Here is a 23,166-nt window from a genome sequence, read left to right as displayed (position 1 = left end):
GCACACTCCTACGCCGCCGGACGTGAAGCGGGGCCGGATCGGCGACGGGGGCGCCGACCCGGCCCGCAGACCGCCGGCGCCTCAACCGCACGGCGCCGACCGGTACATGAGGTGAGATGAACCGCGCCGGACAAAAGTTCACGAGGCTGCGGAAAATCAGTGCGCCGGGCTGCGGCGGATTCAGGTCTCCAGAGGTCGCAGCAGTCGGTGCGGCTTCGACAGGGCGCGGCTGACCGGGTCGTGGCGGGCGGTGGGGCCCTCGGCGGCGGGCCCCGGATGCACCTCGATGTCCTCGGGCGGCACGGCGGGCCGCTCGCAGGGCCGGCAGCCGCCGCCCGCCTCCAGTTCGTGTCCGCAGGCGGCGTGTACGTACCGCCTGCGCACCGTGGCGCCTCCTGTGGTGAACTCCTGTCCCCACATGAGCAGGGCGAACAGCGCCGACCACAGCCGGCGGCCCTTCTCCGTGAGCACGTACTCGTCGCGGGGCGGGGACTGCTCGTAGCGGCGGCGCTCCATCACTCCGGACTCGGTCAGTGTCCGCAGCCGGGTGGAGAGAACGGCGCGCGGGATGTCGAGGTGGGCGAGGAAGTCGCTGTAGCGCCGGACGCCGTAGAAGGCGTCCCGGATCACCAGCATCGTCCAGCGCTCGCCGACCAGTTCGAGAGTGCGGGCGAGCGAGCAGTCCTGGGCGGCGTAGCCCTTTTTCAGCGCCATACGGCCAGCCTATCAAGCTGTCAGTTCATTCATCGAACCTTCTGTGGTAGCGTCTCGGCGCTCTCATCAGTTCATTGAACGAACCAACCGATCCGGAGGAGCTCTCCGTGCTGACCGCCCCACGGTCACCAGGCAGCCGTCACCACGGCGACCCCGGCGCCGACCCCGGCGCACGCCCTCACGCCGCCCCCGGCACCGTCCTGGCAGCCACCGGCCTCGCCACCTTCGTCGCGCTGATGAACTACACGGCGCCCATGCTCACCCTCCCCGGCATGACCGCCGACTTCGGCACCACACTCGCCGGCCAGTCCTGGCTGCTCAACGGCACACCCCTCGGCCTCGCCGCCCTCCTCCTCGTCGCGGGCAGCCTCGCCGACGACTACGGACGCAAACGCGTCTTCGTCACCGGCCTCGCCGCCCTCGCCGTCACCACCGCGCTCGGCGCCCTCGCCACCGGCACCGTCGCCTTCACCCTCGCCCGCATCGCCCAGGGCGCCGCGAGCGCCGCCCTCATCGCCAGCAGCCTCGGCCTGCTCGCCCACGCCTACCCGGCCGGACCCGCGCGCGTGCGCGCCACCGGCATCTGGGGCGCCGCACTCAGCGGCGGCATCGCCCTCGGGCCCGTGGCCTCCGCCGGACTGGGCGTCCTCGACTGGCGCCTCTCCTCCCTCGCCTACGCCGTCGCCGCGCTCGCCCTCACCGCCTTCAGCGCCCGCGCCCTCACCGAATCCCGCAACCCCCGCGCCGGCAAGCCCGACGTGGCAGGCGCCCTGCTGCTCGGCCTCGCCCTGACCGCCCTGCTCGCCGCCCTCACCCTCGGCCGGGACGGGTGGCTGCGCCCGCAGGTGTACGGACTGGTCGCCGCAGCGGCCGCCCTCACCGCCGCGTTCGTGCTCACGGAGACCAAGGCGTCCGCACCCCTCCTCGACCTGGCCCTTCTCCGCAGGCCCCCGTTCCTCGCCGCCACCAGCGCCGCGCTGTTCACGGGACTCGGCGTCATCGGCATGTTCAGCTACCTCCCCGCACTCCTCCAGCAGTCCGTCGGCATGAGCGAACTGGGCACCGCATGGCTGCTGTTCCTCTGGTCCGGCACCGCGCTCCTCGTCGCACTCCAGGCCCGGCGGCTGCCCGACCGGTTCTCCGCCCGGCACCAGGTCGCCGCCGGGTTCCTCCTCTCCGCCGCGGGAGCCTCCACCATGCTCGGGGCGCCGGCCGCCGGATCGTGGCAGCGCACCGTCCCCGGCTTCCTCATCGCCGGCATCGGCAGCGGACTGCTCAACGCGGCACTGCCCCGGCTCGCCGTCGAGAGCGTCCCCGCCGACCGCGCTTCCATGGGCTCCGGCGCCAACAACACGGCCCGCTACATCGGCTCGTCCATGGGCCTCTCCCTCACCGTCGTCGTCGCCACCTCCACCACCCGTGCGGGAACCGACCCCGCACGAGCTCTCGCGCACGGCGCCGACCGCGCGCTGTACGTCGGCGTCGCACTGATGCTGCTGGGCGCGCTGGCCGCGCTTTTGTTGCGCGAACCCGGGACCGGAGGCCCCGACCCCGACCCGGTGCCCGCCACACCACCGCACCCGGACAGGTGATGACGCACGCCGGTGGGCCGGCGCCGAAGGACGCCACCGGGCCGGCGCTGACGGTCGCCGCCGGACCTGTGATGGCGGGCCACCCGAACGGGTGCCGGGGGTACGTCGGGAGAGCCCCGTGCGGTGCTCTTTCGCGGGACGGTCTCCCGCGTGTCCCGCCTCATGGCCGCAGCAGCTCGCTCAACTGGGCGTCCAGACCCATCGCGTTCTGCTCGCCGCCCACCGGGACCGCGTGCAGCGTCCGTTCGAGCCAGGCCGTCAGCACCGGGGAGGGCGCCTCCAGCAACGCGTCCCCGTGCGGGGAACTCAGGGCCATGCACACCACCTTCCGGCCCGCCACGCTGGTCGGCCATACCCGCACGTCACCGTCCCCGCACGGCTCGGCGACGCCCTCGACCAGCAGTTGCCGGGCGAACGTCCAGTGGACCGGGGTCTCGGAGTGGATGTGGAAGGCCACGTGGACGGCGAAGGGATCGTCCGTGCGGTAGCTGAGCCGAGCCGGGACGGCCACACTGCGCTCCGGCGCGAGGACGAGCCTCATCTCGACTTCACGTTCGACGACGGTGTGCATAGCCTGCGCCCTTTCCTCTGTCGCTGTGCGGGCCGCTGCCCGAGGCCCGCACAGGGTTAGAGGCCGTCCACCGCGGTTCGTTACACGGGTTCCGGGACTTTTTTCCCAAGATTCCCCACCGACGCCGCACGGCACCGGGTACCGGCAGGTGACGAGCGTGTGACGGGGGCGGCCGGGAGCCGTTCGAGGTTCGCTCGAAGGCGGGCTTCACACCCGTCTGCTTCCTCCCCGGGCGGTCTTCTTCGTTACTGTCCTCCTTGGACAGGCGGAGGTTCCCGCCGCGCCGCCGGTGGCGGCCCTGTACGGGGCGCCGCCGGGGACAGGTCAAAGGTGTCGTTGGTGAGGGGAGTTGGAGGCAGTGGGGCCCTCCGGTGCTCATGGTGAGGTACCCCGTGCGGGGTACTACCCGGATCCGTCCATCCCCGGGTACATCCGCTACTGGAACGGCACGTCGTGGGTGCCCGGCACCAGTCGCCCGGAGCCGCGCGAGGGCGAACCCATGCCCGCGCCCCCGCCCGTGGCGTCCTCTCCCGCCACCGCCCCCACGCCACCTGCCACAGCAGGCCAGGAGGGACCCGCGGGGCCGCCCGCCAGGCCGCGCCGTTCGCCGTCCGACGAGACAGGGCCGGTCTTCCTCGACGCCGATGCCGATGCCGACCCCGACGCCGAGGCCGGTACCTCCGCCGAGGCCGGTACCTCCGCCGAGGCCGGTACCACAAGCGGCGAGGCGGCAGCACCCGCAGACGCAGGGCCCGGCGCCGGTCCCGCGGGCGGCCGGGCGGACGTGCCCGCGCAGGCCGGGTTCGGCCCGCCTGCGGACCCGCGCGGCGGCTGGGGCACAGACGCGCCCTCCGGCGGAACGGCGCCCGATCCCGCAGCCACGTCCACGCCCGAGAGCGTGAACCCCGCAGCGTCGGGCGGACGCGAACACACGGTCGGCCTCCGCCGCTCCGACGTGCTCGGCTCAGGCCGCAGTACCGGCACACCCGCCGCGCCTTCCACCCCCGCCGGAGCGGACAGTGCCGCGGCCCGCGCAGCCGACAGCGCGGGGCAGGGCGGCGCCGCAGCCGTCCCGGGCCAGCGACCCGGAGAGCCGGACCAGGCGGGCCCCGGCCGCGCGAACCCGGCGCAGGACGGGCCCGGTCCGGCGGGGCCGGCCGTCACGAGCGGCCCGGCCTCTGGGCGTGCCGACGCGAGCGAGCAGGGCGCGCCCGCGCGCACCGCGGCAGCGGCGGGCGTCCCTCCGGTGGGGCGTAGCGAGCACGGCGGCCAGGGAGGTCCCGTGGCGTCCGGACAGGTCCTCGGAGCTCCGCATGCCGCCGGACAGCAGCCGACCACCGCCGGTTCCGCCGCCTCTCCCGCCGCTGCCGCACCGGCCGAGAAACCGGCACCGGCGCGAGCCCAGGTCCCCTCGCAGCCGCAGCCGCAGCCGCAGCCGCAAGCCCAAGCCCAGGCACAGGCACAGGCACAGGCACAGGCACCGGCCCAGGCCCAGCCGCAGGCCCACGCCCCCGGCCAGCTGGTGCCCCGGCAGGAACAGGCGCCGGCTCTGCCCGGGCAGCGGGAGGCGTCTGGCGTTTTGGGACAGGGGGCGGTCGCGCCCTCCTGGTCGCAGCCCGCGCCCTCGGGTTCCCCGGCTCCCCAGCAGGCCGCTCCCCAGCAGGTGGCGGGGCTGCCCGCGCAGCCGCAGTCGGGAGGGCCCGACGCCGTGACGCCGTGGCGGCCGCCCGTCGACGACCCGTTCTCCCGGGTGGCGGCGCAGGAGGCGCGGCCCGCGGCGCTGGGCAGGCGGCTCGGTGCCAGGCTCGTCGACCTGGTGCTCACCCTCGCGGTGGGTGCCGCTGCCGCGTTCCCGTTCGTGGGCAAGGCCGTCGACCACATCGAGGCCAAGATCGACGCCGTCGAGCAGGCGGGCGTGACCCGGCAGGTGTGGCTGGTGGACGGCACCACCGGCGGCTATCTCGCGCTCGTCCTCGGTGTCCTCGTCGTCTTCGGGCTCCTCTACGAGGTGCTGCCGACGGCCCGCTGGGGCCGCACACTCGGCAAGAAGCTCTTCGGGATCTGCGTGGTCAACATCGAGGGGTACGGACAGCCCGGGTTCGCGAAGTCGCTGCTGCGGTGGCTGGTACACGGCGCCCTCGGCGTCCTGGTGATCGGTGTGGTCAACGTCGTGTGGTGCCTGTTCGACCGCCCCTGGCGGCAGTGCTGGCACGACAAGGTGGCGGGCACGTTCGTGGCCAAGGGCGACACGAGCGCCGAACTCCGCCTCTAGCGGGCCACGGCCCCGGCGGGCCGCTGTCGTGCCTGCCTGGTCCCCCGAACGGCTCGCTGAGGATGCGGCCGACGGCGCGGGGCTGTGCACTCGGGCCATGAGCACGGAGCAGCCGGACGACGACCCGTTCCGTAAGCAGCAGCCGCAGCAGCCGCCCTCGGACCCTGGCGGGTCCCAGCAGCCGCCCGGGCGGGAACCGTCGGGCCAGGGGCCTCCACCGCCTCCGCCCCCGCCGCCGGACGGCACGGGCGGCCCCTACGGCAATCCGCCACCCCCGGGCGGTGGAGGCTACGGCGGTGGCGGTGGCTACGGGGGCGGCGGCGCCGGAGGCTACGGCAGCCCGTACGACAACCCGTACGGCGGCCCGGCCGGTGCCGCCGACCCCCTCGCGGGGATGCCTCCGCTGGCGTCCCGGGGCAAGCGCCTGCTGGCCCGCATCATCGACGCGCTCCTCATCGGCATCCCCGTCGGCATCATCGCCGGGCTGGTTGAGGGCGGTTACTCGTACGACAACGGCTACGACGGATACGCCTACTGGCCGCAGTTGGCCTACACCCTCGTCTACCTGGTGTACGAGGGCCTGATGCTGACGACGTCGGGGCAGACGGTCGGCAAGAAGCTGATGCGCGTCCGGGTCGCGATGCTGCAGAACGGCGCCGTGCCGGCGGGCTCGCCGGGGTGGCTGCGGGCCGCCGTCTACCAGATCCCCCCGCTGGTGCCGTGCATCGGCTTCCTGTTCTGGCTGGTGAACGTGCTGTTCTGCACGTGGGACAAGCCGTACCAGCAGTGTCTGCACGACAAGGCGGCCAGGACGGTCGTGGTCGCGGCGGACTGAGCCGGACCGTGGGAGAGGTGACGGGCGGCGGCCGGCCTCAGCGGCGGGCCCCCATGGCCGCGGGCGCCGCGGAGGCAGCGGGCGCCGCGGAGGCGGCGGTGGCGTGCGGGCCCGTGACGGTGTCGGGCCGTACGTGCCGGGCCGGCTGGGCGGGGGAGGGGGTCGTCATCCGCCCAACGGCCGCACGCCGCCTGAGCTTGGCGTGTGCCGAGGGGGCGGTCAGTGCCACCAGCAGGCCAAGTGCGAGCGCCGTGACGGCGATCACGGCTGTCCAGGCGACCGAACGCGCCTGAGAGAGCAGCAGCATGGCGAGGGTGGAGCAGATGACGGTGGCCGAGCCGTAGAGGAGTTGGGCGGGGTTCGGACGCGGCATGGCGGATCCGTCCTCGGGGGGAGTGGACACGGTCTGGACGTGAACGGGTCGTTGCGCGCTACTCGTTGACTCGGTACGAACGGGGCGCCATCGAACGACTCTACGGTCCGGGATGCCCTGGCGGAAAGCGCCGCAAGCGTGAGCTGACCCACGCCCCTGTTGCACGGGGGGCGCACAGACGCATAGCGGCCTCGGCGTCCCAACTGGCGGACGGGTGAGGGCTCTTGGACGGGACCCGTGGGCCCCGTCGTGGTCTCCCGCGCGCTGGGGTGGTACGCGCTCCCCTCAAGGTCCCCCGTACCGATGTTCGCACCCGTTATCTGATGGGGAGTTGGACGTTCCGCTTCCGCAACTGCCCGCCGTGTCCCGGGGTGTCGTCAGCGGTCCGTCCAATGGAGGCGCGGGAGATGGTCTCCGGTTCAACTACTACTGGCAAAGGGTGTAAATGCAGGCAAAAGGGGCGCACGGGTGGGCTGATTACCCGCTGTAAAGAGGGCGTGAAGATCCAGAATGAGCGGTTTCGGGAACATGTGATCGACGGTCGTGCAACCCAGGAATGAATTTGTTTGCATCGTTGCAGGTCAAAACATGATCATCCGTTACCCCCTGGCGATCGGCGCGCGATCGCGTTTAGATGCCTGGTGGGGCTGCTGCTCGGCGGCCCCGGACAGGACGTACCCGAACGAGTCTCACGGGGGAGATGGTGATCATGTCAGGAGGCGGATTCGTCAGGCTGCCGGACGGCAGCGTGATCGTCGCGCTGACGCTTCCGGTGCCGCGCGAGCCGCACGGCGCGGCGCCCGCTGCCCCGAGCGCGCGGAGCGCGGACGGAGGCGGGGGCGGCGCCGCCCGCCGCTCAGGGCTGCTGCCCGCCTCGCGCCGCTGGTCGGCGTTTGCCGACGAACCGCACACGGTGCGGGAGGCGACCGTGCGCAGACCCGGCGAGGAGCAGCGGGTCAGGGTGCTGGTGCACGCGGGCAACCGGCCCCGTGCGCTGACGCGCCTGCGCAATCTGGGTCTGCGGGCGATCTACCTGCGGGGCAACACCGAGCCGCCCACCGCGGACGAGATCACCGCGGTGCTGCACCACCCCGAGGGCCTGGTGTGGCGCGCCGTCCCCGACGACGCGCACAACTCCTGGCGCCCCATCGCCGCCCTCCTGCGGGCGACCCCGGCCTAGAGCTGTTCTCGGAAGCCCCCTGGGGCCTCGGGAGCCCCCTGGGGCCTCGGGGCCGCCCGCCGGGGCCGGGAGACGTGGCAGCGGCCCCGAAGGGGCGAGGGGAGTGGCGCGACCAGCCACAGCCCGCCCGCGGACCGCGCCACTGCGAACAGTGGCACCCCCCTGCCGGGGCCAGGTCCGCGGGAAGGGCACTACGCCGGCGTGACGACCGGCTTGCCGGTCAGCTCGACGCCGGCGTCGCGGAGCTCCTCGAGAGCGCGCTGGACGGTCTCCTCGCTGACGCCCGCCGTCAGGTCGAGCAGCACCTGGGTGCGGAAGCCCTCACCGGCGGCGTCCAGCGCGGTCTCGCGTACGCAGTGGTCGGTGGCGATGCCGACGATGTCGACCTCGGCGACGTTCCGCTCGCGCAGCCACGCGGCGAGGGAGCGGCCGTTCTCGTCGGCGCCCTCGAAACCGCTGTAGGCGGCGGTGTACGCGCCCTTGTCGAAGACGGCTTCGATGGCCCCTGAGGCGACGGCGGGGGTGAAGTTGGGGTGGAAGCCGACGCCCTCGGTGCCGGCCACGCAGTGCGGCGGCCAGGAGCGGACGAAGTCGGGGGTGTCGGAGAAGTGGCCGCCGGGATCGATGTGCGTGTCCCGGGTGGCGACGACGTGGCGGTAGCCGGCGGACGCGTCCCCGATCAGGTCGGTGATGGCGGCCGCCACGTCGGCGCCGCCGGTGACGGCGAGGCTGCCGCCCTCGCAGAAGTCGTTCTGGACATCCACGACGATCAGTGCCCGGTGCATGGTGCACACCTTTCGGCTGGTGGGTCGACTGGGTGGGGGACGGACCGGGGTGGCGGCCGTGGCGGGTCGCCCGGGGCGAGAGGCGCCGGTGCTGTGGGGTGCCGGGCCGCCGCCCGTCGGTTTCGAGACTAGACAACCGCGGGCCCCCGCGGCAGTACGCGGGCGCCCTTCGCGCGGTCGGCCGGCCGCGTGGGACGCGGCGGCCGCCGGTGTGCCCCCGTGCGGGGCGGTGCGCGGCGGGGCCCCCGTCCCCGCCCGGCCCGCCCCGTCCCGGCGACCGCCCGTCCCGACGATGCCCGACGGCCGTCTCAGCCGCGTCCCACCGGCGTCTCAGCGGTGTCCCACGGTCGCGCCCCCGCCGCGGGCCCACGTGCCGTCCCGACGATGCCCCACGGCCGTCTCTGCGGCCACCGCCCGGCCGTCTCGGCGCCCTCCGCACGGGGCCCACCTCAGCGGCGCAGCGGTCGGTCTCGGCAGCGCCCGCACGGGCCACCTCAGCGGTGTTCGACCGGCAGGACGGGTTCTCCGCGGGAGAGCTGCATCGCGGACATGGGGAGCCGTGCGAGGGAGGCCCGGTGGCGTGCGCGTGCGGCTTCGAGCGGTTCGCGGCCGACGACGGTGCCGTTCTCGACGAGCCGGACCTGGAGCTGGTGGCCGGCGAGCTCGTCTGGCACGGGGCCGCTGCCGACGATCTCGGCCTCGGCCACGCCGTCGGCGTCCAGCGGCCTGGCGGCCCACTTGGCGCCGCCGAGGGAGGTCTTGCCGCCGAGGGAGCGCTTGGCTACGGGCCGCAGCGGGGCCGCGGGGTCGTCGCTGTCGGCGCGGGCGACCAGCTTGTAGACCATGGAGGCCGTGGGGTGGCCGCTGCCGGTGACGAGCTGGGTGCCGACGCCGTAGGCGTCGACGGGCGCGGCGGCCAGGGAGGCGATGGCGTACTCGTCGAGGTCGCTGGTGACGACGATCCTGGTCTTGGTGGCGCCGAGCTCGTCGAGCTGCTGGCGTACGCGGTGGGCGACGAGCAGCAGGTCGCCGGAGTCGATGCGGACGGCGCCGAGCTCGGGGCCCGCCACGTCGACGGCGGTGCGGACGGCTTCGGCGACGTCGTAGGTGTCGACGAGCAGCGTGGTGCCGCTGCCGAGGGAGTCGACCTGGGCGCGGAAGGCGTCGCGTTCGGTGTCGTGGAGGAGGGTGAAGGCGTGGGCGCTGGTGCCGACGGTGGGGATGCCGTAGCGGAATCCGGCGGCGAGGTCGGAGGTGGTGTCGAAGCCGCCGACGTAGGCGGAGCGGGAGGCGGCGACGGCGCCGAGTTCGTGGGTGCGGCGGGCGCCCATCTCGATCAGCGGGCGGCCGCCGGCGGCGACGGCCATGCGGGAGGCCGCGGCGGCGACGGCGGAGTCGTGGTTGAGGATGGAGAGGATCACCGTCTCCAGCAGCACGCACTCGGCGAAGGTGCCTTCGACGCGCAGCAGCGGCGAGCCGGGGAAGTAGGCCTCGCCCTCGGGGTAGCCGAGGATGTCGCCGCGGAAGCGGTAGCCGGCGAGCCACTCCAGGGTGGGCTCGTCGACGACGTGGGTCTCGCCGAGGAAGCGGAGCATCTGGTCGTCGAAGCGGAAGTTCTCGACGGCGTCGAGGACGCGTCCGGTGCCGGCGACGACCCCGTAGCGGCGGCCCTCGGGCAGCCTGCGGGTGAAGACCTCGAAGACGGAGCGGCGCTCGGCGGTTCCGGCGTGCAGCGCGGCCTGGAGCATCGTCAGTTCGTACTGGTCGGTGAAGAGCGCCGTCGAGGGGACGGACACCGGCAGGCCTGTCTCCATCCGCCGGGCGTGTTCCTGCCGGTTCTCGTGCGGGGGCTGTCCCTGGGGGGATTCCAGCACTGCTGCTCACCTCGTGTGTTCGGGTAGGTCGCTGCGAGCGTACCCCGGATTTCGTCAGGCTGACGATATACGGTCGTCGTGGCCGCCGTTTGGGCGCCCGTGGGTGCCGGGTGGCAGCATGGGACCTGTGAGTGTCGCCACCCCGATGGAGATCGAGCGCCCGGAGACCAGCGAGGAGCCCGTGGAGGTTCCTGAGCCGGATGTGCCCTGGGTGACCGTCGTGCACAACGACCCGGTCAATCTCATGAGCTATGTGACCTACGTGTTCCAGGCGTACTTCGGCTATTCGAAGGAGAAGGCGAAGAAACTGATGCTCGACGTCCACCACAAGGGGCGCGCCATCGTCTCCAGCGGTACCCGCGAGGAGATGGAGCGCGACGTGCAGGCCATGCACGGCTACGGGCTGTGGGCCACGCTCACCCAGGACCGCTGATGGCGGGGCAGTTCGAGCCGGCCGAGTCCGGCGGCGCGGCCATCGCGCTGGACGAGGTGGAGATCTCGATCCTGCGGAGCCTGACGGTGCAGCTGCTGGAGCTGATCGGCCCCGGCACCGAGCCGGCCGAGCCGCCGAGGTCGGAGACCCCGCCGGGCGAGGGCGTCAGGGGCGAGAGCATGGAGGAGGAGCTGGCGGGCATCGAGGCCGTCTCCTGGCCGTCGTTCGCCGACGGGCCCAGCGAGCCGCCCGCCGACCCGGTGCTGGCGCGGCTCTTCCCCGACGCCTATGGCCCAGGTCCTGGCCCCGGGCCCTCCCCCGAGGCGGAGCCTGGCAGCGACGAGGCCGCGCGGGCCCGGCACGACCGGTCCGCCTCGGCGGAGTTCCGCCGCTACACGGAGAACGACCTGCGGGCGCGCAAGCGGGAGGACGGGCTGGCCGTCGTCCGGTCGCTGGACGCGCTGACGCCGGGCGACCGCGGCGCCGTGCTGACGCTCGGCCCCGAGGAGTCCCGGCGGTGGCTGGGCACGCTCAACGATCTGCGGCTTGCGCTCGGCACCCGCCTGGAGGTGTCCGAGGACAGCGACGATGAGCTGTACTCGCTGCCCGACTCCGACGAGCGCAAGCCGTTGGTGATGGCGTACCTGTGGCTCGGCAGCCTGCAGGAGACACTGGTCGAGACACTGACGCCCTGAACGCTTTCCTTTCCGGCCTCGGCCGCCGGGGCCCGGGCCCCGGCGGATCACCCCTTTTCGTCCTGGTTTTCCCCGCTCCACTGTTCGTTAAATGGTGAGTAAAGACCGGTTAACGAACGGATCACAGCGGGAATTTTTCCGGGTGCGATGTCCGTCTCTGCCCCTTCTATCTGTGGTCTGTACCACTCGTCGTGGACAGTCCTCCGTGGTACACCTGCACGATCCGCTGTCTCGCGGGCACCACCCCTGCCCGCGCAGTGGCGCACACGCCGGCCGATCGCCGGCACGCACAACTCCATCCGGGGGGATCGGAACCCGATCCGGACAGGCCGGGTCGGTATGGAGAAAGGCGCACCACATGACCTCCGAGCAGGTCGCGGACGGCAGGGGAGAACCCGGATCCGCAAGCACGGGCGGCAGCGGCGACGGAGCCGGGCCTTCCGACGAGGGCTACCAGCGAGGGCTGGGCAGTCGCCAGGTCCAGATGATCGCCATCGGCGGTGCCATCGGTGTCGGCCTGTTCATGGGGGCCGGTGCGAACATCGCCAAGGCGGGACCCAGCATCATCCTGATGTACGCCCTGGCGGGCGTCGTCATCTTCTTCATCATGCGGGCGCTGGGCGAGCTGCTGATGTACCGGCCCGTCTCCGGCAGCTTCGCGGAGTACGCCCGCGAGTTCCTCGGGCCGTTCTTCGGCTTCGTGACGGGCTGGACGTACTGGCTGCTGTGGGTCGTGACCGGCATGGCCGAGCTGACCGCGGCGGCGATCTACATCCACTACTGGTTCCCGGACATTCCGCAGTGGGTCAGCGCGCTGGTCTTCCTGGTGGTGCTGTTCGGGGTGAACCTGATCTCGGTGAAGGTCTTCGGCGAGGTCGAGTTCTGGTTCTCGATGATCAAGGTCACCGCGATCATCGGCATGATCGTGATCGGTCTCGGCGTGCTCACCCTGGGCTTCTCCCAGGCCGGCGACACCGCGGCCGTCAGCAACCTGTGGGCCCACGACGGCTTCTTCCCGACCGGCATCGGCTCCAGCCTGATGACGCTCCAGGGCGTGATGTTCGCCTACATCGCGGTCGAGCTGGTCGGTATCACGGCGGGCGAGAGCCAGGACCCCAAGACGACGCTGCCCAAGGCGATCAACACGCTGCCGTGGCGCATCATCATCTTCTACGTCGGCTCGCTGCTCGTGATCCTCTCGGTGGTCAAGTGGACCGAGTTCTCCGACGGCGTGAGCCCCTTCGTGGCGGCCTTCGGCAAGATCGGCATTCCGCTCGGCGCCGGCATCGTCAACTTCGTCGTGCTGACCGCGGCGCTCTCCTCCTGCAACTCCGGGATGTACTCCACCGGCCGCATGCTGCGTGACCTGGCGGAGAACCGGGAGGCGCCGACGTACTTCGGCAAGCTGAACGCACGGCACTCCCCGGCCGCGGGCATCACCGTCTCGGTGCTGCTCATGGGCATCGGCGTGGTGCTCAACTACGTGGTGCCGGAGAAGGCGTTCGCCTACGTCACCTCGGTGGCCACCGCGTGCGGTATCTGGACGTGGATGATGATCCTCATCAGCCATCTGCTCTACCGGCGCGGGGTCGTCGCCGGGCGGCTGCCGAAGTCCAGCTTCCCCGCTCCGGGCGGCAGCCTCTTCAGCTGGGTCGCGCTGCTCTTCCTCACCATGGTGCTGGTGATCGTCGCGCTCGACTCGACGGCGCGGATCTCGCTGTACGTCGGTGCCGGATGGGCCGTGGTGCTGGGTGCCTACTGGCTGCTGCACGCCCGCCACACCGCGCACGCGCACCGCACCTCGCGGAGCGGGGAAGCGGCCCCCGCGCTCGCCGACGCGGCCCCGGGCGCCGGCACGCTCGCGCCGGAGGCCGCCACCGGCCAGGACTGAGTCCCGGTACGCCCGACCGCCGGTCGGGCGCGCCGCGCAGCCCGCAGCGCCCCTGGGCCGGGCCGTACCGCACACCGGTACGGCCCGGCCCTTCGCGCGTCCGCCGCGGGCGGGGCCTTGCCGTGGTCCGCGTCCGGGCGGGGCCGGGCGGGGCCGGACGCGTGTGCGGGGGCGTGCATATCCTTGCCCCCATGCTGACCATCACGCAGGAGCTGCACGACCGGATCGTCGCCCACGCCCGCCAGGACCACCCCGACGAGGCCTGCGGCGTGCTCGCGGGGCCGGTCGGTGAGGGCCGCCCCGAGCGGTTCATCCCGATGCTGAACGCGGCCCGCTCGCCCACCTTCTACGAGTTCGACTCCGGCGATCTGCTCAAGCTCTACCGCGAGATGGACGACCGCGACGAGGAGCCGGCGGTGATCTACCACTCGCACACGGCCACCGAGGCCTACCCGTCGCGGACGGACATCTCCTACGCCAACGAGCCGGGCGCCCACTACGTCCTGGTCTCCACCGCCGAGTGCGGAAACGACGAAGGCCCGTTCTCGTTCCGTTCGTTCCGCATCGTGGACGGCGAGGTGACCGAGGAGGACGTGGAGATCGTCGAGAGCTACTGACGCGCGCGTCTCCCGCGATGATGAGACGGATTCGTCCGCATGATGAAACCGAGATCCGCTTCCCTGTCCGGGAATCGTTACGATGAGCCCATGGTTGTCCACGACGTGAGCGCTTTCGACAAGACCCCGGGCATGCTGCTCGTGGCGCGCCTGCACGTCGACCTGTGCCGCCTCGCCAGCGCGATCTGTCGGCCGGCCTGACCCGCGCCCCACGCGGCGCGGTGTCCGCCCGGCGCCCCCCGCCCCCCTCAGTGACGGCGTGTGCGCCCCCGCCTGCCCACAGCAGAAGCCAGCAGAAGCCACTCTTCCTCTCCGACAGGAGCACTCTCATGGCCATCGAGGTCCGCGTTCCGACCATCCTCCGCACCTACACCGACGGCCAGAAGGCGGTCGAGGGCACGGGCGCCACCGTCGGCGAGCTGTTCGCCGACCTGGAGAGCAGGCACGCCGGGATCCAGGACCGTCTGGTGGACGGCGGTGAGCTGCGCCGCTTCGTGAACGTCTACCTCAACGACGAGGACGTGCGCTTCCTGAACGGCATCTCCACCCAGCTCAGCGACGGCGACAGCGTCACCATCCTGCCCGCCGTGGCCGGAGGGTCGCTTCCCGTGGGCATGCGCTGATGCGCTACGACTCCCCGCTCGACGCCGTCGGCAACACGCCGCTCGTCCGGCTGCCCCGGCTCTCGCCCTCGGAGGACGTGCGGATCTGGGCGAAGCTGGAGGACCGCAACCCGACCGGCTCCGTGAAGGACCGCCCCGCCCTGCACATGGTCGAACAGGCCGAGAAGGAAGGGCGGTTGCAGCCAGGCTGCACCATTCTGGAGCCCACCTCGGGCAACACCGGCATCTCGCTGGCGATGGCGGCCAAGCTCAAGGGTTACCGGATCGTCTGCGTCATGCCGGAGAACACCAGCGAGGAGCGCCGCCAGCTGCTCGCCATGTGGGGAGCGGAGATCGTCTCCTCCCCGGCGGCGGGCGGCTCCAACACGGCGGTGCGGGTGGCCAAGGAGCTGGCGGCCGAGCACCCGGACTGGGTGATGCTCTACCAGTACGGCAACCCGGACAACGCGGGCGCCCACTACGCGACGACGGGCCCCGAGATCCTCGCCGACCTGCCGTCGGTCACCCACTTCGTCGCCGGCCTGGGCACCACGGGCACGCTGATGGGCGCAGGCCGCTATCTGCGCGAGCAGCGTCCCGGCATCCGGATCGTCGCCGCCGAGCCGCGCTACGACGACCTGGTCTACGGGCTGCGCAACCTGGACGAGGGCTTCGTGCCCGAGCTGTACGACGAGTCGGTGCTCACCACCCGCTTCTCGGTCGGCTCCGAGGACGCGGTCACCCGTACCAGACAACTCCTCGCGCAGGAGGGCCTCTTCGCGGGCGTCTCGACGGGGGCGGCGCTGCACGCCGCGATCGGGGTGGGCCGCAAGGCGCTGCGCGCGGGCGAGAGCGCGGACGTGGTCTTCATCGTCGCCGACGGCGGCTGGAAGTACCTGTCGACGGGCCTCTACACCGCCGCCACGGACGAGGAGGCGGTCGCCACCGTGCAGGGCCAGCTCTGGGCGTAGGACCCCTCGGGGGCGGGCTCGGGGTGCTGGTGTCCCGTTCCCGGGCCGGGTCACTCGGCCAGGTGCCTGACCCGCTCCCAGGCGTCCGCGTCCACCTCTCCGTGGCGGCCGCGCAGCCGGGCCAGACCGACCTCGGCGACCGTTCCCGGCTCCAGGTAGGCGGGGCCCTCGGCGGCGTCGGAGGGCAGGACGCGCAGCGCGGAGGGCTCGGAGGTCAACCGTGCCAGCCGGGCGCCGTCCGTGCGGACGGTCAAGACGAGGAAGAGCGCCTCGGTGCCGTCCGGCAGGCTGGTGCGCCAGACCTCCCCCGGGCGGGGGAGGGGCGCCTGGCCCCGGCGGGCGGCGCGGGCCTCGCGGGCGGCGCCCCGGCGCCGGGGACCGAGGCGTCCGCGCCCGTCCACCAGCGCCGCCACGAAGGCGAGCAGCATCACGACGCCGAGCGCCAGCCACCAGGTGGTGTCCACGCCGTGCCTCCCTTCGCCCCGTCGCTCGTCGCCCAGGTGTTCGTTCGCTCTTGGCCGCGTGCGGATGCCGCCGTACCGCGCTGCGCGGCGTTCGTACCGTCAGCCGCCGGGGACCGACGCTACCCCGGGCTGGTGATTCCGCCCACACCGACGCCTCACCGAGGACGCACCGGGACCCGCGCGGCTTACGCTCGGAATTCCCCTCGTCCACGACACGGGGACTTCTCCCGCATGCCGTCAACGGAGGTTCCCACTCCATGAAGCTCACCGTCGTCGGCTGTTCCGGGTCGTTTCCGTCAACGGAGTCGGCCTGTTCGAGCTATCTCGTCGAGGACGACGGCTTCCGGCTGCTCCTGGACATGGGCAACGGCGCACTCGGTGAGCTCCAACGCCACTGCGGCCTCTACGACCTCGACGCCATCGCGCTCAGCCACCTGCACGCCGACCACTGCATCGACATGTGCGGCTACTTCGTCGCCCGCTACTACCGCCATGAGGGCGGCCGTTGCGGCCCGATCCCGGTGCACGGCCCGCCCGGCACCGAGCAGCGGCTCACCACCGCCTACGCCGACACCCCGTCCGACTCGTCGATGAGCGAGGTCTTCGCCTTCCGCGAGCTGACGGCGGGCGGCACGTTCGAGGCGGGGCCCTTCCGGGTCGGCAGCGAACGGGTCGACCACCCGGTGGAGGCGTACGCCTTCCGGGTCGAACACGTGGCGAGCGGCAAGGTCCTCACCTACTCCGGGGACACGGGGCCGTGCCCGAACCTTCAGCGTGCCGCGCGAGGCGCGGACCTCTTCCTGTGCGAGGCCTCCTTCACGGACGGCAAGGAGCAGATCCCGGGCCTCCACCTCAACGGCAGGCAGGCCGGGCAGGTCGCCACCGAGGCCGGTGTCTCGCAGCTGGTGCTCACCCATGTGCCGCCGTGGACGGATCCGCAGGTCAACCTGCGGGACGCGAAGACCGCCTTCGACGGGCCCGTGGAGATGGCACGCCCCGGGGCCGTCTACGAACTGTGAGTCCCGCCCCTGCCCGCCACCTCGTGTAGCCGGGCCGGTCTCGCGCCCAGGGCGACGGGCCGCACCGCTGTGCGCGGTACGGCCCGCCGGGCGGCTACTTGGTGAGGTCCTCGACCTCTTCGTCCGGCTCGCGCCCCGGCGTCTTGATGTCCAGCTTCACGATCAGGAAGCGGAAGAGGGCGTAGTAGATCGCCGCGAAGCACAGGCCGATCGGGATGATCAGCCAGGGTTTGCTCGCCAGGCTCCAGTTGATGGCGTAGTCGATGAAGCCCGCGGAGAAGCTGAAGCCGTGGTGCACCCCGAACAGCCAGGTCACCGCCATCGACACGGCCGTCAGCAGCGCGTGGACCACGTACAGGACGGGCGCGATGAACATGAAGGTGAACTCGATCGGTTCGGTGATGCCGGTCACGAACGAGGTCAGGGCGAGCGAGACCATCATGCCCATCACGGCCTTGCGGCGGTGCGGCTTGGCGCAGTGGGCGATGGCGATGGCGGCGGCGGGCAGCCCGAACATCATGATCGGGAAGAAGCCCGACATGAACTGGCCCGCGCTCGGGTCGCCGGCGAAGAACCGGGCGATGTCGCCGTGGACGACGTCGCCCGCGGCGTTCTTGTAGTCGCCGAGCTGGAACCAGGCCACGGTGTTGAGGAACTGGTGCATGCCGACGGGGATCAGCGCCCGGTTGATCAGCCCGAAGATGCCCGCTCCGGTGGCGCCCAGGCCCGTCATCCACTCGCCGAAGGAGGTGATGGCGTCGCCGATGGGGCCCCAGATGAGGGTGAAGACCACGCCGACGGCCAGTCCGACGAAGGCCATCAGGATCGGTACCAGGCGGCGGCCGTTGAAGAAGCCGAGCCAGTCGACCAGTTTGGTCTTGTGGAAGCGCTGCCAGACGATCGCCGACAGGAGGCCCATCAGGACGCCGCCGAGGACGCCGGGATCGTTGTAGACGGGCGGCGTGTCCTCGCCCGCCTTGACGACCGCCTCGTGAACGGGGAAGGCCTCCAGTACGTTCTTGTAGACGAGGAAGCCGACGAGCGCGGCCAGCGCGGTGGAGCCGTCGGACTTCTTGGCGAAGCCGATGGCGACGCCGATGCAGAACAGCAGCGGCAGATTGTCGAAGATGGCACCGCCGGCGCCGGAGAACGCGGCGGCGACGTCGTGCCACTTGAGGCCCTCGTCGCCGAAGACGTCGGGCTGGCCGAGCCGGTTGAGTATGCCGGCCGCGGGCAGGACGGCGATCGGCAGTTGCAGGCTGCGGCCGACCTTCTGCAGTCCTTGGAACAGGCCGGAGCCCCGCTTCTTCTTCGCGGGCGCAGCGGTGTCCGTGCTCATGGGGGTGTGTCCTCCGGGTGGAGGCGGGCGCCGCACGGCTGAGAAAGGGGGTGAGGGCCCGCTGGTGGTCTAGTCCACGAAGTGGTGTAGACCATTAGTAGCACGGGCGCGCGCGTGACGGAACGGGTCGTTCCAGGCGATGTGAGCCACACCCCCGGCCCACCCTGGCCCACCCTGGCCCACCCCGGCCCCACCTCGGCCCCCCCCTGGCCGCCGTCCCGCCCCACCCCGGCCGCGTGGTGCGGCCGGGGTGGCGCCGCTAAGCCCTCGTGTTGTCCTGCTCGATCTCGTCCGCGACCTCCTCCGGCTCCCTGCCGGGGGTCTTCAGGTCGAACTTGGCGATCATGAAGCGGAACAGGACGTAGTAGACCACCGCGAAGCACAGGCCGATCGGGATGATCAGCCAGGGCCGGGTCGCCAGGCTCCAGTTGATGACGTAGTCGATCAGCCCGGCCGAGAAGCTGAACCCGTCGTGCACCCCCAGCGCCCAGGTCAGCGCCATCGAGACGCCGGTGAGCAGGACGTGGATGACGTACAGCGCCGGGGCGACGAACAGGAACGAGAACTCGATCGGCTCCGTCACCCCCGTGACGAACGACGTCAGCGCCGTGGAGAGCATCAGACCCCCCACCACCTTGCGGCGCTCGGGGCGGGCGGCGTGGGTGATGGCCAGCGCGGCGGCCGGCAGCGCGAACATCATGATCGGGAAGAAGCCGGAGGTGAACTGGCCCGCGCTCGGATCGCCCGCCAGGAAGCGGTTGATGTCACCGTGCACGACCTCGCCGTCCGGCTTCTTGAAGCTGCCGAACTGGAACCACATGAAGGTGTTCAGGAACTGGTGCATGCCGATCGGGATGAGAGCACGGTTGGCGACGCCGAAGATGCCCGCGCCCCAGGCGCCCAGGTCGGTCATCCACTTGGAGAAGGTGGTGAGCCCGTCACCGATCGGCGGCCACACCCACTGGCACAGCACCGCGAAGACCAGCGCGACGAACGCCATGATGATCGGCACCAGGCGGCGGCCGTTGAAGAAGCCGAGCCAGTCCACCAGCTTGACCCGGTGGAAGCGCTGCCAGAACCAGGCCGCCAGCAGTCCGACGACGATGCCGCCGAACACCCCCGGGTTCTGGTACGTGGCGGCCCCGGAGGCCGACCCGTCCTTGCCGACGCACGTCCCCATCTCCGTGTCGAACCCCGACCCGGGCGGGCAGGTGGGGAACTGCTGGAGGATGTTGTAGTAGACGAGGAAGCCGGCGACGGCGGCCAGTGCCGTCGAGCCGTCGGCCTTGCGCGCCATGCCGATGGCCACGCCGACGCAGAAGAGCAGCGGCAGCCCGAGCGCCGAGTCCAGCAGGGCGCTGCCCGCCCCTTCGAACACCTTGGCGACGTCCGTCCAGCCCAGGCCCTCGTCACCGAAGATGTCCGGCTGCCCGAGCCGGTTGAGGATGCCCGCTGCCGGGAGCACCGCGATGGGCAGCTGGAGGCTGCGGCCCATCTTCTGCAGACCCTGGAAGAAGACGGACACCCACTTCCTGCGCGGGGTGCCCGGCTCGGCTGCGGCGTTCGCGCTCACGAGCCTCCTCCTGACTGGTCGGCCCCTCGACCTGGTCGGCCCCTCGTCCGCCCGCCGGACGGCTGGCGCATACTGGTGTAGACCTCTAGCGCTCGTGGCGGCCCGGCCGTGGTGACGGCAGGACACCTCGCGGCGCCGGTAACCGCCATCATTCGTCAGAAAACTGATGGATGCCCGCCGAGCTGGGCTGATCGTGGACTAACGTGACAAGCACGCAATCCACACCGCCTCGCGTCTCGCGTCTCGCGTTCATTCAGGCCGGAAAAGGCCCGAAAAGGCCGGAAGCAGCCGGAACACAGGAGTAGGACATGGCCACCAAGGCTGAGAAGATCATCGCCGGACTCGGCGGGCTCGACAACATCGAAGAGGTCGAGGGCTGCATCACCCGCCTCCGCACCGAGGTGGGCGACCCCTCCCTCGTCGACGAGACGGCGCTGAAGGCCGCCGGCGCGCACGGCGTCGTCAAGATGGGCTCCGCGATCCAGGTCGTCGTCGGCACCGACGCCGACCCCATCGCCGAGGAGATCAACGACCAGCTGTGAGCCCCGCCCCGGCCGGAGGCCCGCGGAGCCCCGTCCGGTCCCGGCGGGCCAGGACGTGCGGGTCTCCTCGGTTCCCGCGTTCGGCCCACTCCCCCGGCCGGGGATACGCTCGCACGCATGTCACGTATCGACGGCCGTACGGCCGAGGAGCTGCGCCCCGTCACGATCGAGCGCGGCTGGAGCAAGCACGCAGAGGGCTCGGTCCTCGTCTCGTTCGGCGACACCCGGGTGCTGTGCACCGCCAGCCTGACCGAAGGAGTGCCCCGCTGGCGCAAGGGCAGCGGAGAGGGCTGGGTCACCGCCGAGTACGCCATGCTGCCGCGCTCCACCAACACCCGCGGCGACCGCGAGTCGGTGCGCGGCAAGATCGGCGGCCGCACGCACGAGATCTCCCGCCTCATCGGGCGCTCCCTGCGCGCCGTCGTGGACTACAAGGCGCTCGGTGAGAACACCATCGTGCTCGACTGCGACGTCCTCCAGGCCGACGGCGGCACCCGGACGGCGGCGATCACCGGCGCCTACGTGGCGCTGGCCGACGCGGTCTCCTGGGCCCAGGAGCGCAAACTGATCAAGTCCAAGGCGCAGCCGCTGGCCGGGGGCGTCAGCGCCGTCAGCGTCGGCATCGTCGACGGCACCCCGATGCTCGACCTGCGCTACGAGGAGGACGTGCGCGCGGAGACCGACATGAACGTCGTCTGCACCTCCGACGGGCGCTTCGTCGAGGTGCAGGGCACGGCCGAGGGCGCGCCCTTCGCCCGCGAGGAGCTGAACGGACTGCTCGACCTCGCCGTAGCGGGCTGCGCCCAGCTGGACGGGGCACAGCGCACCGCGCTCGGCCGCTGAGCCCTCCGGGGCCGTCGGCCGCTGTAGAACTTCCCCGGCGCGGGGGAACTTCCCCGGTGCGGGGGAACTTCCCCGGTGCGGGGGAACTTTGCCGGTGCTTTACGCGTCTGACTGGGTGCGGGCCGCACGTGTCGAACCGTGCGGCCCGACCAGTCTTGGGGGAGGGACGTAGCAGGTGCTCCGTTGGAAGGTCGTGGCCGCGGCAGCGGTCCTCGTGCTCGCCGTGCCGGCCGCCGCCGGCTGCTCCGCCGTGGACCGCGCGCTGGACTGCGCCACCACCGCGTCCACCATCGCCCAGTCCGTCGACGACCTCCAGCAGGCGATCTCCGACGCCGGCGAGGACCCCACCCAGGCCCGGGAGTCCCTCGACTCCATAGACAAGAACCTCACCAAGATCGAGGACGAGACGGACGACGGCGACGTCGGCAAGGCCGTCTCCCAGCTGCGCGGCGCCGTCGACAGCGTGCGCGCGGACGTCGAAGCGGGCCATGCCCCCGAGACGCAGCCCGTCACCGACGCGGCCGACGAACTGACGAAGGTCTGCACCCCGGGCTGAGCCACCCGCCCGCCCCGGCCGGCGCCTGCTCCCACGTCACCGCCCGCGCGAGCCTCCGCCCGCCGCGCTCCCCGCCGCCCGCCCGGGCACCGACCGGCGCGATACTGGAGTCATGAGCACCCAGCGCCTGATCCTGGCCACCCGCAACGCCCACAAGGTCACCGAACTCCAGGCGATCCTCGCCGACGCGGGACTCGACCTGGAGCTGGTGGGCGCCGACGCCTACCCCGAGATCCCCGACGTCAAGGAGACCGGGGTGACGTTCGCCGAGAACGCCCTCCTCAAGGCGCACGCGCTCGCCCAGGCCACCGAACTCCCGGCCGTCGCCGACGACTCGGGTCTGTGCGTGGACGTGCTCGGCGGGGCACCCGGCATCTTCTCCGCACGCTGGGCGGGCCGCCACGGCGACGACGCCGCCAACCTGGACCTGCTGCTCGCCCAGCTCTCCGACATCGCAGCGCCGCACCGCGCGGCCCACTTCGAGTGCGCCGCCGCGCTGGCCCTGCCGGACGGCACCGAGAAGGTCGTGGCCGGCCGGCTGCGGGGCACCCTGCGGCACACCCCCGCGGGCAGCGGCGGCTTCGGCTACGACCCGATTCTGGAGCCGGACGGGGAGAGCAGGACGTGCGCGGAGCTCAGCGCCGAGGAGAAGAACGCGATCAGCCACCGCGGCACGGCGTTCCGGGCCCTCGCCCCCCTCGTACGGGAGGCACTGGCCCTGGGCTGAGCCTGCGGGGGGCGTTGGCCCTGGGCTGAGGCCGCCCGTGCCCGAGCCGCTCCGGGCCGAGCCGCCAGGGGCGGTGCGGCCCGTGGTGGTGGGGTGCGCGAGGGGGGCTCTGCCCGGTAGGCAGGAGCGGGTGTGACCCGGATCAGCTCTTTCCTTTCGAGGAGCTGTCGCAAACCACCCGGTCGTCGGTATCAGCGGAGGATGGACGGGTGAAGAAGCTGGAGACCACCGCGCGAACTCGGGCTCGGATGAGTCGGCAACGGTCACGGGACACCGACGTCGAGATCGCGTTGCGGCGGATGCTGTTCGCGGCAGGGCTGCGGTATCGCGTACACCGGCGGCCGGTGAAGGGGGTACGGCGGGAGGCGGACGTGGTGTTCGGGCCCGCGCGGGTCGCGGTCTTCGTCGACGGGTGCTTCTGGCATGGCTGCCCGGAGCACGCGACCTGGCCGAAGAACAACGCCGAGTTCTGGCGAGCCAAGATCGAGGGGAATCAGGCCCGCGACCGGGACACCGACGCCCGGCTGGCCGAAGCGGGCTGGCTCGCGGTGCGGGTCTGGGAGCACGAGGAGGCGGGCGAGGCCGCGGCACGGATCAAGAAGATGGTGGACGAGCGAAAGAGCGCCAAGAAGAGCGGGGCGTGAGGTTGAGACCCTTGGGGCGGAGGCAGGGTGGTGCCTCCGCCCCAAGGGTGCGGT

At 72.1% G+C, this 23,166-nt stretch carries 25 protein-coding genes; 17 read left to right on the top strand and 8 right to left on the bottom strand.

Annotated features, from left to right (window positions below; translation table 11 throughout):
- Positions 1–180: 180 nt before the first annotated feature.
- Positions 181–714 (bottom strand): winged helix-turn-helix transcriptional regulator, encoded by a 534-nt coding sequence (locus MMF93_RS12545; RefSeq protein WP_242751391.1) that lies wholly within the window; start codon positions 712–714, stop codon positions 181–183.
- Positions 715–788: 74 nt separating this feature from the next.
- Here MMF93_RS12545 and MMF93_RS12540 point away from each other — a divergent pair, with 74 nt between their 5' ends.
- The gene (locus tag MMF93_RS12540; protein ID WP_423835409.1) at positions 789–2,306 is read left to right on the top strand and encodes an MFS transporter; all 1,518 of its coding nucleotides are present in this window, start codon (positions 789–791) and stop codon (positions 2,304–2,306) included.
- 160 nt (positions 2,307–2,466) lie between these two features.
- Here MMF93_RS12540 and MMF93_RS12535 read toward each other — a convergent pair whose 3' ends face one another.
- Complete coding sequence (locus MMF93_RS12535; RefSeq protein WP_242751390.1) at positions 2,467–2,877, bottom strand: SsgA family sporulation/cell division regulator; 411 nt, start codon at positions 2,875–2,877, stop codon at positions 2,467–2,469.
- A 358-nt stretch (positions 2,878–3,235) separates the two neighbouring features.
- Between MMF93_RS12535 and MMF93_RS12520 the strand changes: the two genes are divergently transcribed.
- Together MMF93_RS12520 and MMF93_RS12515 are read left to right on the top strand one after the other, a co-directional pair.
- Positions 3,236–5,149: an RDD family protein gene (locus MMF93_RS12520; RefSeq protein ID WP_274709452.1), complete on the top strand. Its 1,914-nt coding sequence runs from the start codon at positions 3,236–3,238 to the stop codon at positions 5,147–5,149.
- Between the two features lie 97 nt (positions 5,150–5,246).
- The gene (locus tag MMF93_RS12515) at positions 5,247–5,984 is read left to right on the top strand and encodes an RDD family protein (RefSeq protein ID WP_242751389.1); all 738 of its coding nucleotides are present in this window, start codon (positions 5,247–5,249) and stop codon (positions 5,982–5,984) included.
- 37 nt (positions 5,985–6,021) lie between these two features.
- Here MMF93_RS12515 and MMF93_RS12510 read toward each other — a convergent pair whose 3' ends face one another.
- Positions 6,022–6,357 (bottom strand): hypothetical protein, encoded by a 336-nt coding sequence (locus MMF93_RS12510; protein ID WP_242751388.1) that lies wholly within the window; start codon positions 6,355–6,357, stop codon positions 6,022–6,024.
- Positions 6,358–7,270: 913 nt separating this feature from the next.
- Between MMF93_RS12510 and MMF93_RS12505 the strand changes: the two genes are divergently transcribed.
- Complete coding sequence (locus MMF93_RS12505) at positions 7,271–7,537, top strand: hypothetical protein (protein ID WP_242757514.1); 267 nt, start codon at positions 7,271–7,273, stop codon at positions 7,535–7,537.
- 191 nt (positions 7,538–7,728) lie between these two features.
- Here the strand turns inward: MMF93_RS12505 and MMF93_RS12500 are convergent, their stop codons facing one another.
- The gene (locus tag MMF93_RS12500; protein WP_242751387.1) at positions 7,729–8,322 is read right to left on the bottom strand and encodes a nicotinamidase; all 594 of its coding nucleotides are present in this window, start codon (positions 8,320–8,322) and stop codon (positions 7,729–7,731) included.
- Positions 8,323–8,816: 494 nt separating this feature from the next.
- Positions 8,817–10,136, bottom strand: coding sequence for a nicotinate phosphoribosyltransferase (locus MMF93_RS12495; protein ID WP_242757513.1), 1,320 nt, complete (start codon positions 10,134–10,136; stop codon positions 8,817–8,819).
- A 178-nt stretch (positions 10,137–10,314) separates the two neighbouring features.
- On the opposite strand from MMF93_RS12495, the gene clpS reads away from it, so the two are divergent.
- From clpS to MMF93_RS12465, 7 genes are all read left to right on the top strand, one after another.
- Positions 10,315–10,629 (top strand): ATP-dependent Clp protease adapter ClpS, encoded by a 315-nt coding sequence (gene clpS, locus MMF93_RS12490; RefSeq protein WP_242751386.1) that lies wholly within the window; start codon positions 10,315–10,317, stop codon positions 10,627–10,629.
- On the top strand, positions 10,629–11,324 hold the full coding sequence (locus tag MMF93_RS12485) for a DUF2017 domain-containing protein (protein WP_242751385.1): 696 nt from the start codon (positions 10,629–10,631) through the stop codon (positions 11,322–11,324). Before clpS ends, MMF93_RS12485 begins: the two co-directional genes overlap by 1 nt.
- 358 nt (positions 11,325–11,682) lie before the next feature.
- Complete coding sequence (locus tag MMF93_RS12480) at positions 11,683–13,215, top strand: amino acid permease (RefSeq protein ID WP_274709451.1); 1,533 nt, start codon at positions 11,683–11,685, stop codon at positions 13,213–13,215.
- Positions 13,216–13,406: 191 nt separating this feature from the next.
- A complete protein-coding gene (locus tag MMF93_RS12475) occupies positions 13,407–13,832 on the top strand; it encodes a M67 family metallopeptidase (RefSeq protein WP_242751384.1) in 426 nt (141 codons plus the stop codon).
- A gap of 90 nt (positions 13,833–13,922) precedes the next feature.
- Complete coding sequence (locus MMF93_RS33490; RefSeq protein ID WP_341483251.1) at positions 13,923–14,033, top strand: putative leader peptide; 111 nt, start codon at positions 13,923–13,925, stop codon at positions 14,031–14,033.
- A gap of 128 nt (positions 14,034–14,161) precedes the next feature.
- Positions 14,162–14,455, top strand: coding sequence for a MoaD/ThiS family protein (locus tag MMF93_RS12470; protein WP_242751383.1), 294 nt, complete (start codon positions 14,162–14,164; stop codon positions 14,453–14,455).
- Positions 14,455–15,405: a PLP-dependent cysteine synthase family protein gene (locus MMF93_RS12465; RefSeq protein ID WP_242751382.1), complete on the top strand. Its 951-nt coding sequence runs from the start codon at positions 14,455–14,457 to the stop codon at positions 15,403–15,405. Before MMF93_RS12470 ends, MMF93_RS12465 begins: the two co-directional genes overlap by 1 nt.
- A gap of 50 nt (positions 15,406–15,455) precedes the next feature.
- On the opposite strand, the gene MMF93_RS12460 is transcribed toward MMF93_RS12465, so the two are convergent.
- Positions 15,456–15,869 carry a type II toxin-antitoxin system PemK/MazF family toxin gene (locus MMF93_RS12460; protein ID WP_242751381.1) on the bottom strand — a complete coding sequence of 138 codons (414 nt, stop codon included), beginning with the start codon at positions 15,867–15,869 and terminating at the stop codon, positions 15,456–15,458.
- Positions 15,870–16,126: 257 nt separating this feature from the next.
- On the opposite strand from MMF93_RS12460, the gene MMF93_RS12455 reads away from it, so the two are divergent.
- A complete protein-coding gene (locus MMF93_RS12455; RefSeq protein ID WP_242751380.1) occupies positions 16,127–16,888 on the top strand; it encodes an MBL fold metallo-hydrolase in 762 nt (253 codons plus the stop codon).
- Positions 16,889–16,982: 94 nt separating this feature from the next.
- On the opposite strand, the gene MMF93_RS12450 is transcribed toward MMF93_RS12455, so the two are convergent.
- Complete coding sequence (locus MMF93_RS12450) at positions 16,983–18,227, bottom strand: PTS transporter subunit EIIC (RefSeq protein ID WP_242751379.1); 1,245 nt, start codon at positions 18,225–18,227, stop codon at positions 16,983–16,985.
- Positions 18,228–18,486: 259 nt separating this feature from the next.
- Positions 18,487–19,800 (bottom strand): PTS transporter subunit EIIC, encoded by a 1,314-nt coding sequence (locus MMF93_RS12445; protein WP_242751378.1) that lies wholly within the window; start codon positions 19,798–19,800, stop codon positions 18,487–18,489.
- Between the two features lie 308 nt (positions 19,801–20,108).
- On the opposite strand from MMF93_RS12445, the gene MMF93_RS12440 reads away from it, so the two are divergent.
- The 5 genes from MMF93_RS12440 (at position 20,109) to MMF93_RS12420 (ending at position 23,112) form a co-directional block, all read left to right on the top strand.
- Positions 20,109–20,342 (top strand): PTS sugar transporter subunit IIB, encoded by a 234-nt coding sequence (locus MMF93_RS12440; RefSeq protein WP_114013731.1) that lies wholly within the window; start codon positions 20,109–20,111, stop codon positions 20,340–20,342.
- A 117-nt stretch (positions 20,343–20,459) separates the two neighbouring features.
- Positions 20,460–21,185: a ribonuclease PH gene (gene rph, locus MMF93_RS12435; protein WP_242751377.1), complete on the top strand. Its 726-nt coding sequence runs from the start codon at positions 20,460–20,462 to the stop codon at positions 21,183–21,185.
- Positions 21,186–21,360: 175 nt separating this feature from the next.
- Complete coding sequence (locus MMF93_RS12430) at positions 21,361–21,741, top strand: hypothetical protein (RefSeq protein WP_242751376.1); 381 nt, start codon at positions 21,361–21,363, stop codon at positions 21,739–21,741.
- A 112-nt stretch (positions 21,742–21,853) separates the two neighbouring features.
- The gene (rdgB, locus tag MMF93_RS12425; RefSeq protein ID WP_242751375.1) at positions 21,854–22,468 is read left to right on the top strand and encodes an RdgB/HAM1 family non-canonical purine NTP pyrophosphatase; all 615 of its coding nucleotides are present in this window, start codon (positions 21,854–21,856) and stop codon (positions 22,466–22,468) included.
- Positions 22,469–22,677: 209 nt separating this feature from the next.
- The gene (locus MMF93_RS12420) at positions 22,678–23,112 is read left to right on the top strand and encodes a very short patch repair endonuclease (protein WP_274709450.1); all 435 of its coding nucleotides are present in this window, start codon (positions 22,678–22,680) and stop codon (positions 23,110–23,112) included.
- Positions 23,113–23,166: the final 54 nt, after the last annotated feature.

The sequence above is a fragment of the Streptomyces tubbatahanensis genome (assembly GCF_022699385.1).
Lineage (GTDB): Bacteria > Actinomycetota > Actinomycetes > Streptomycetales > Streptomycetaceae > Streptomyces > Streptomyces diacarni.
The sequence above is the reverse complement of the archived record's forward strand: the minus strand, read 5'-3'. Positions and strand labels throughout refer to the sequence as shown.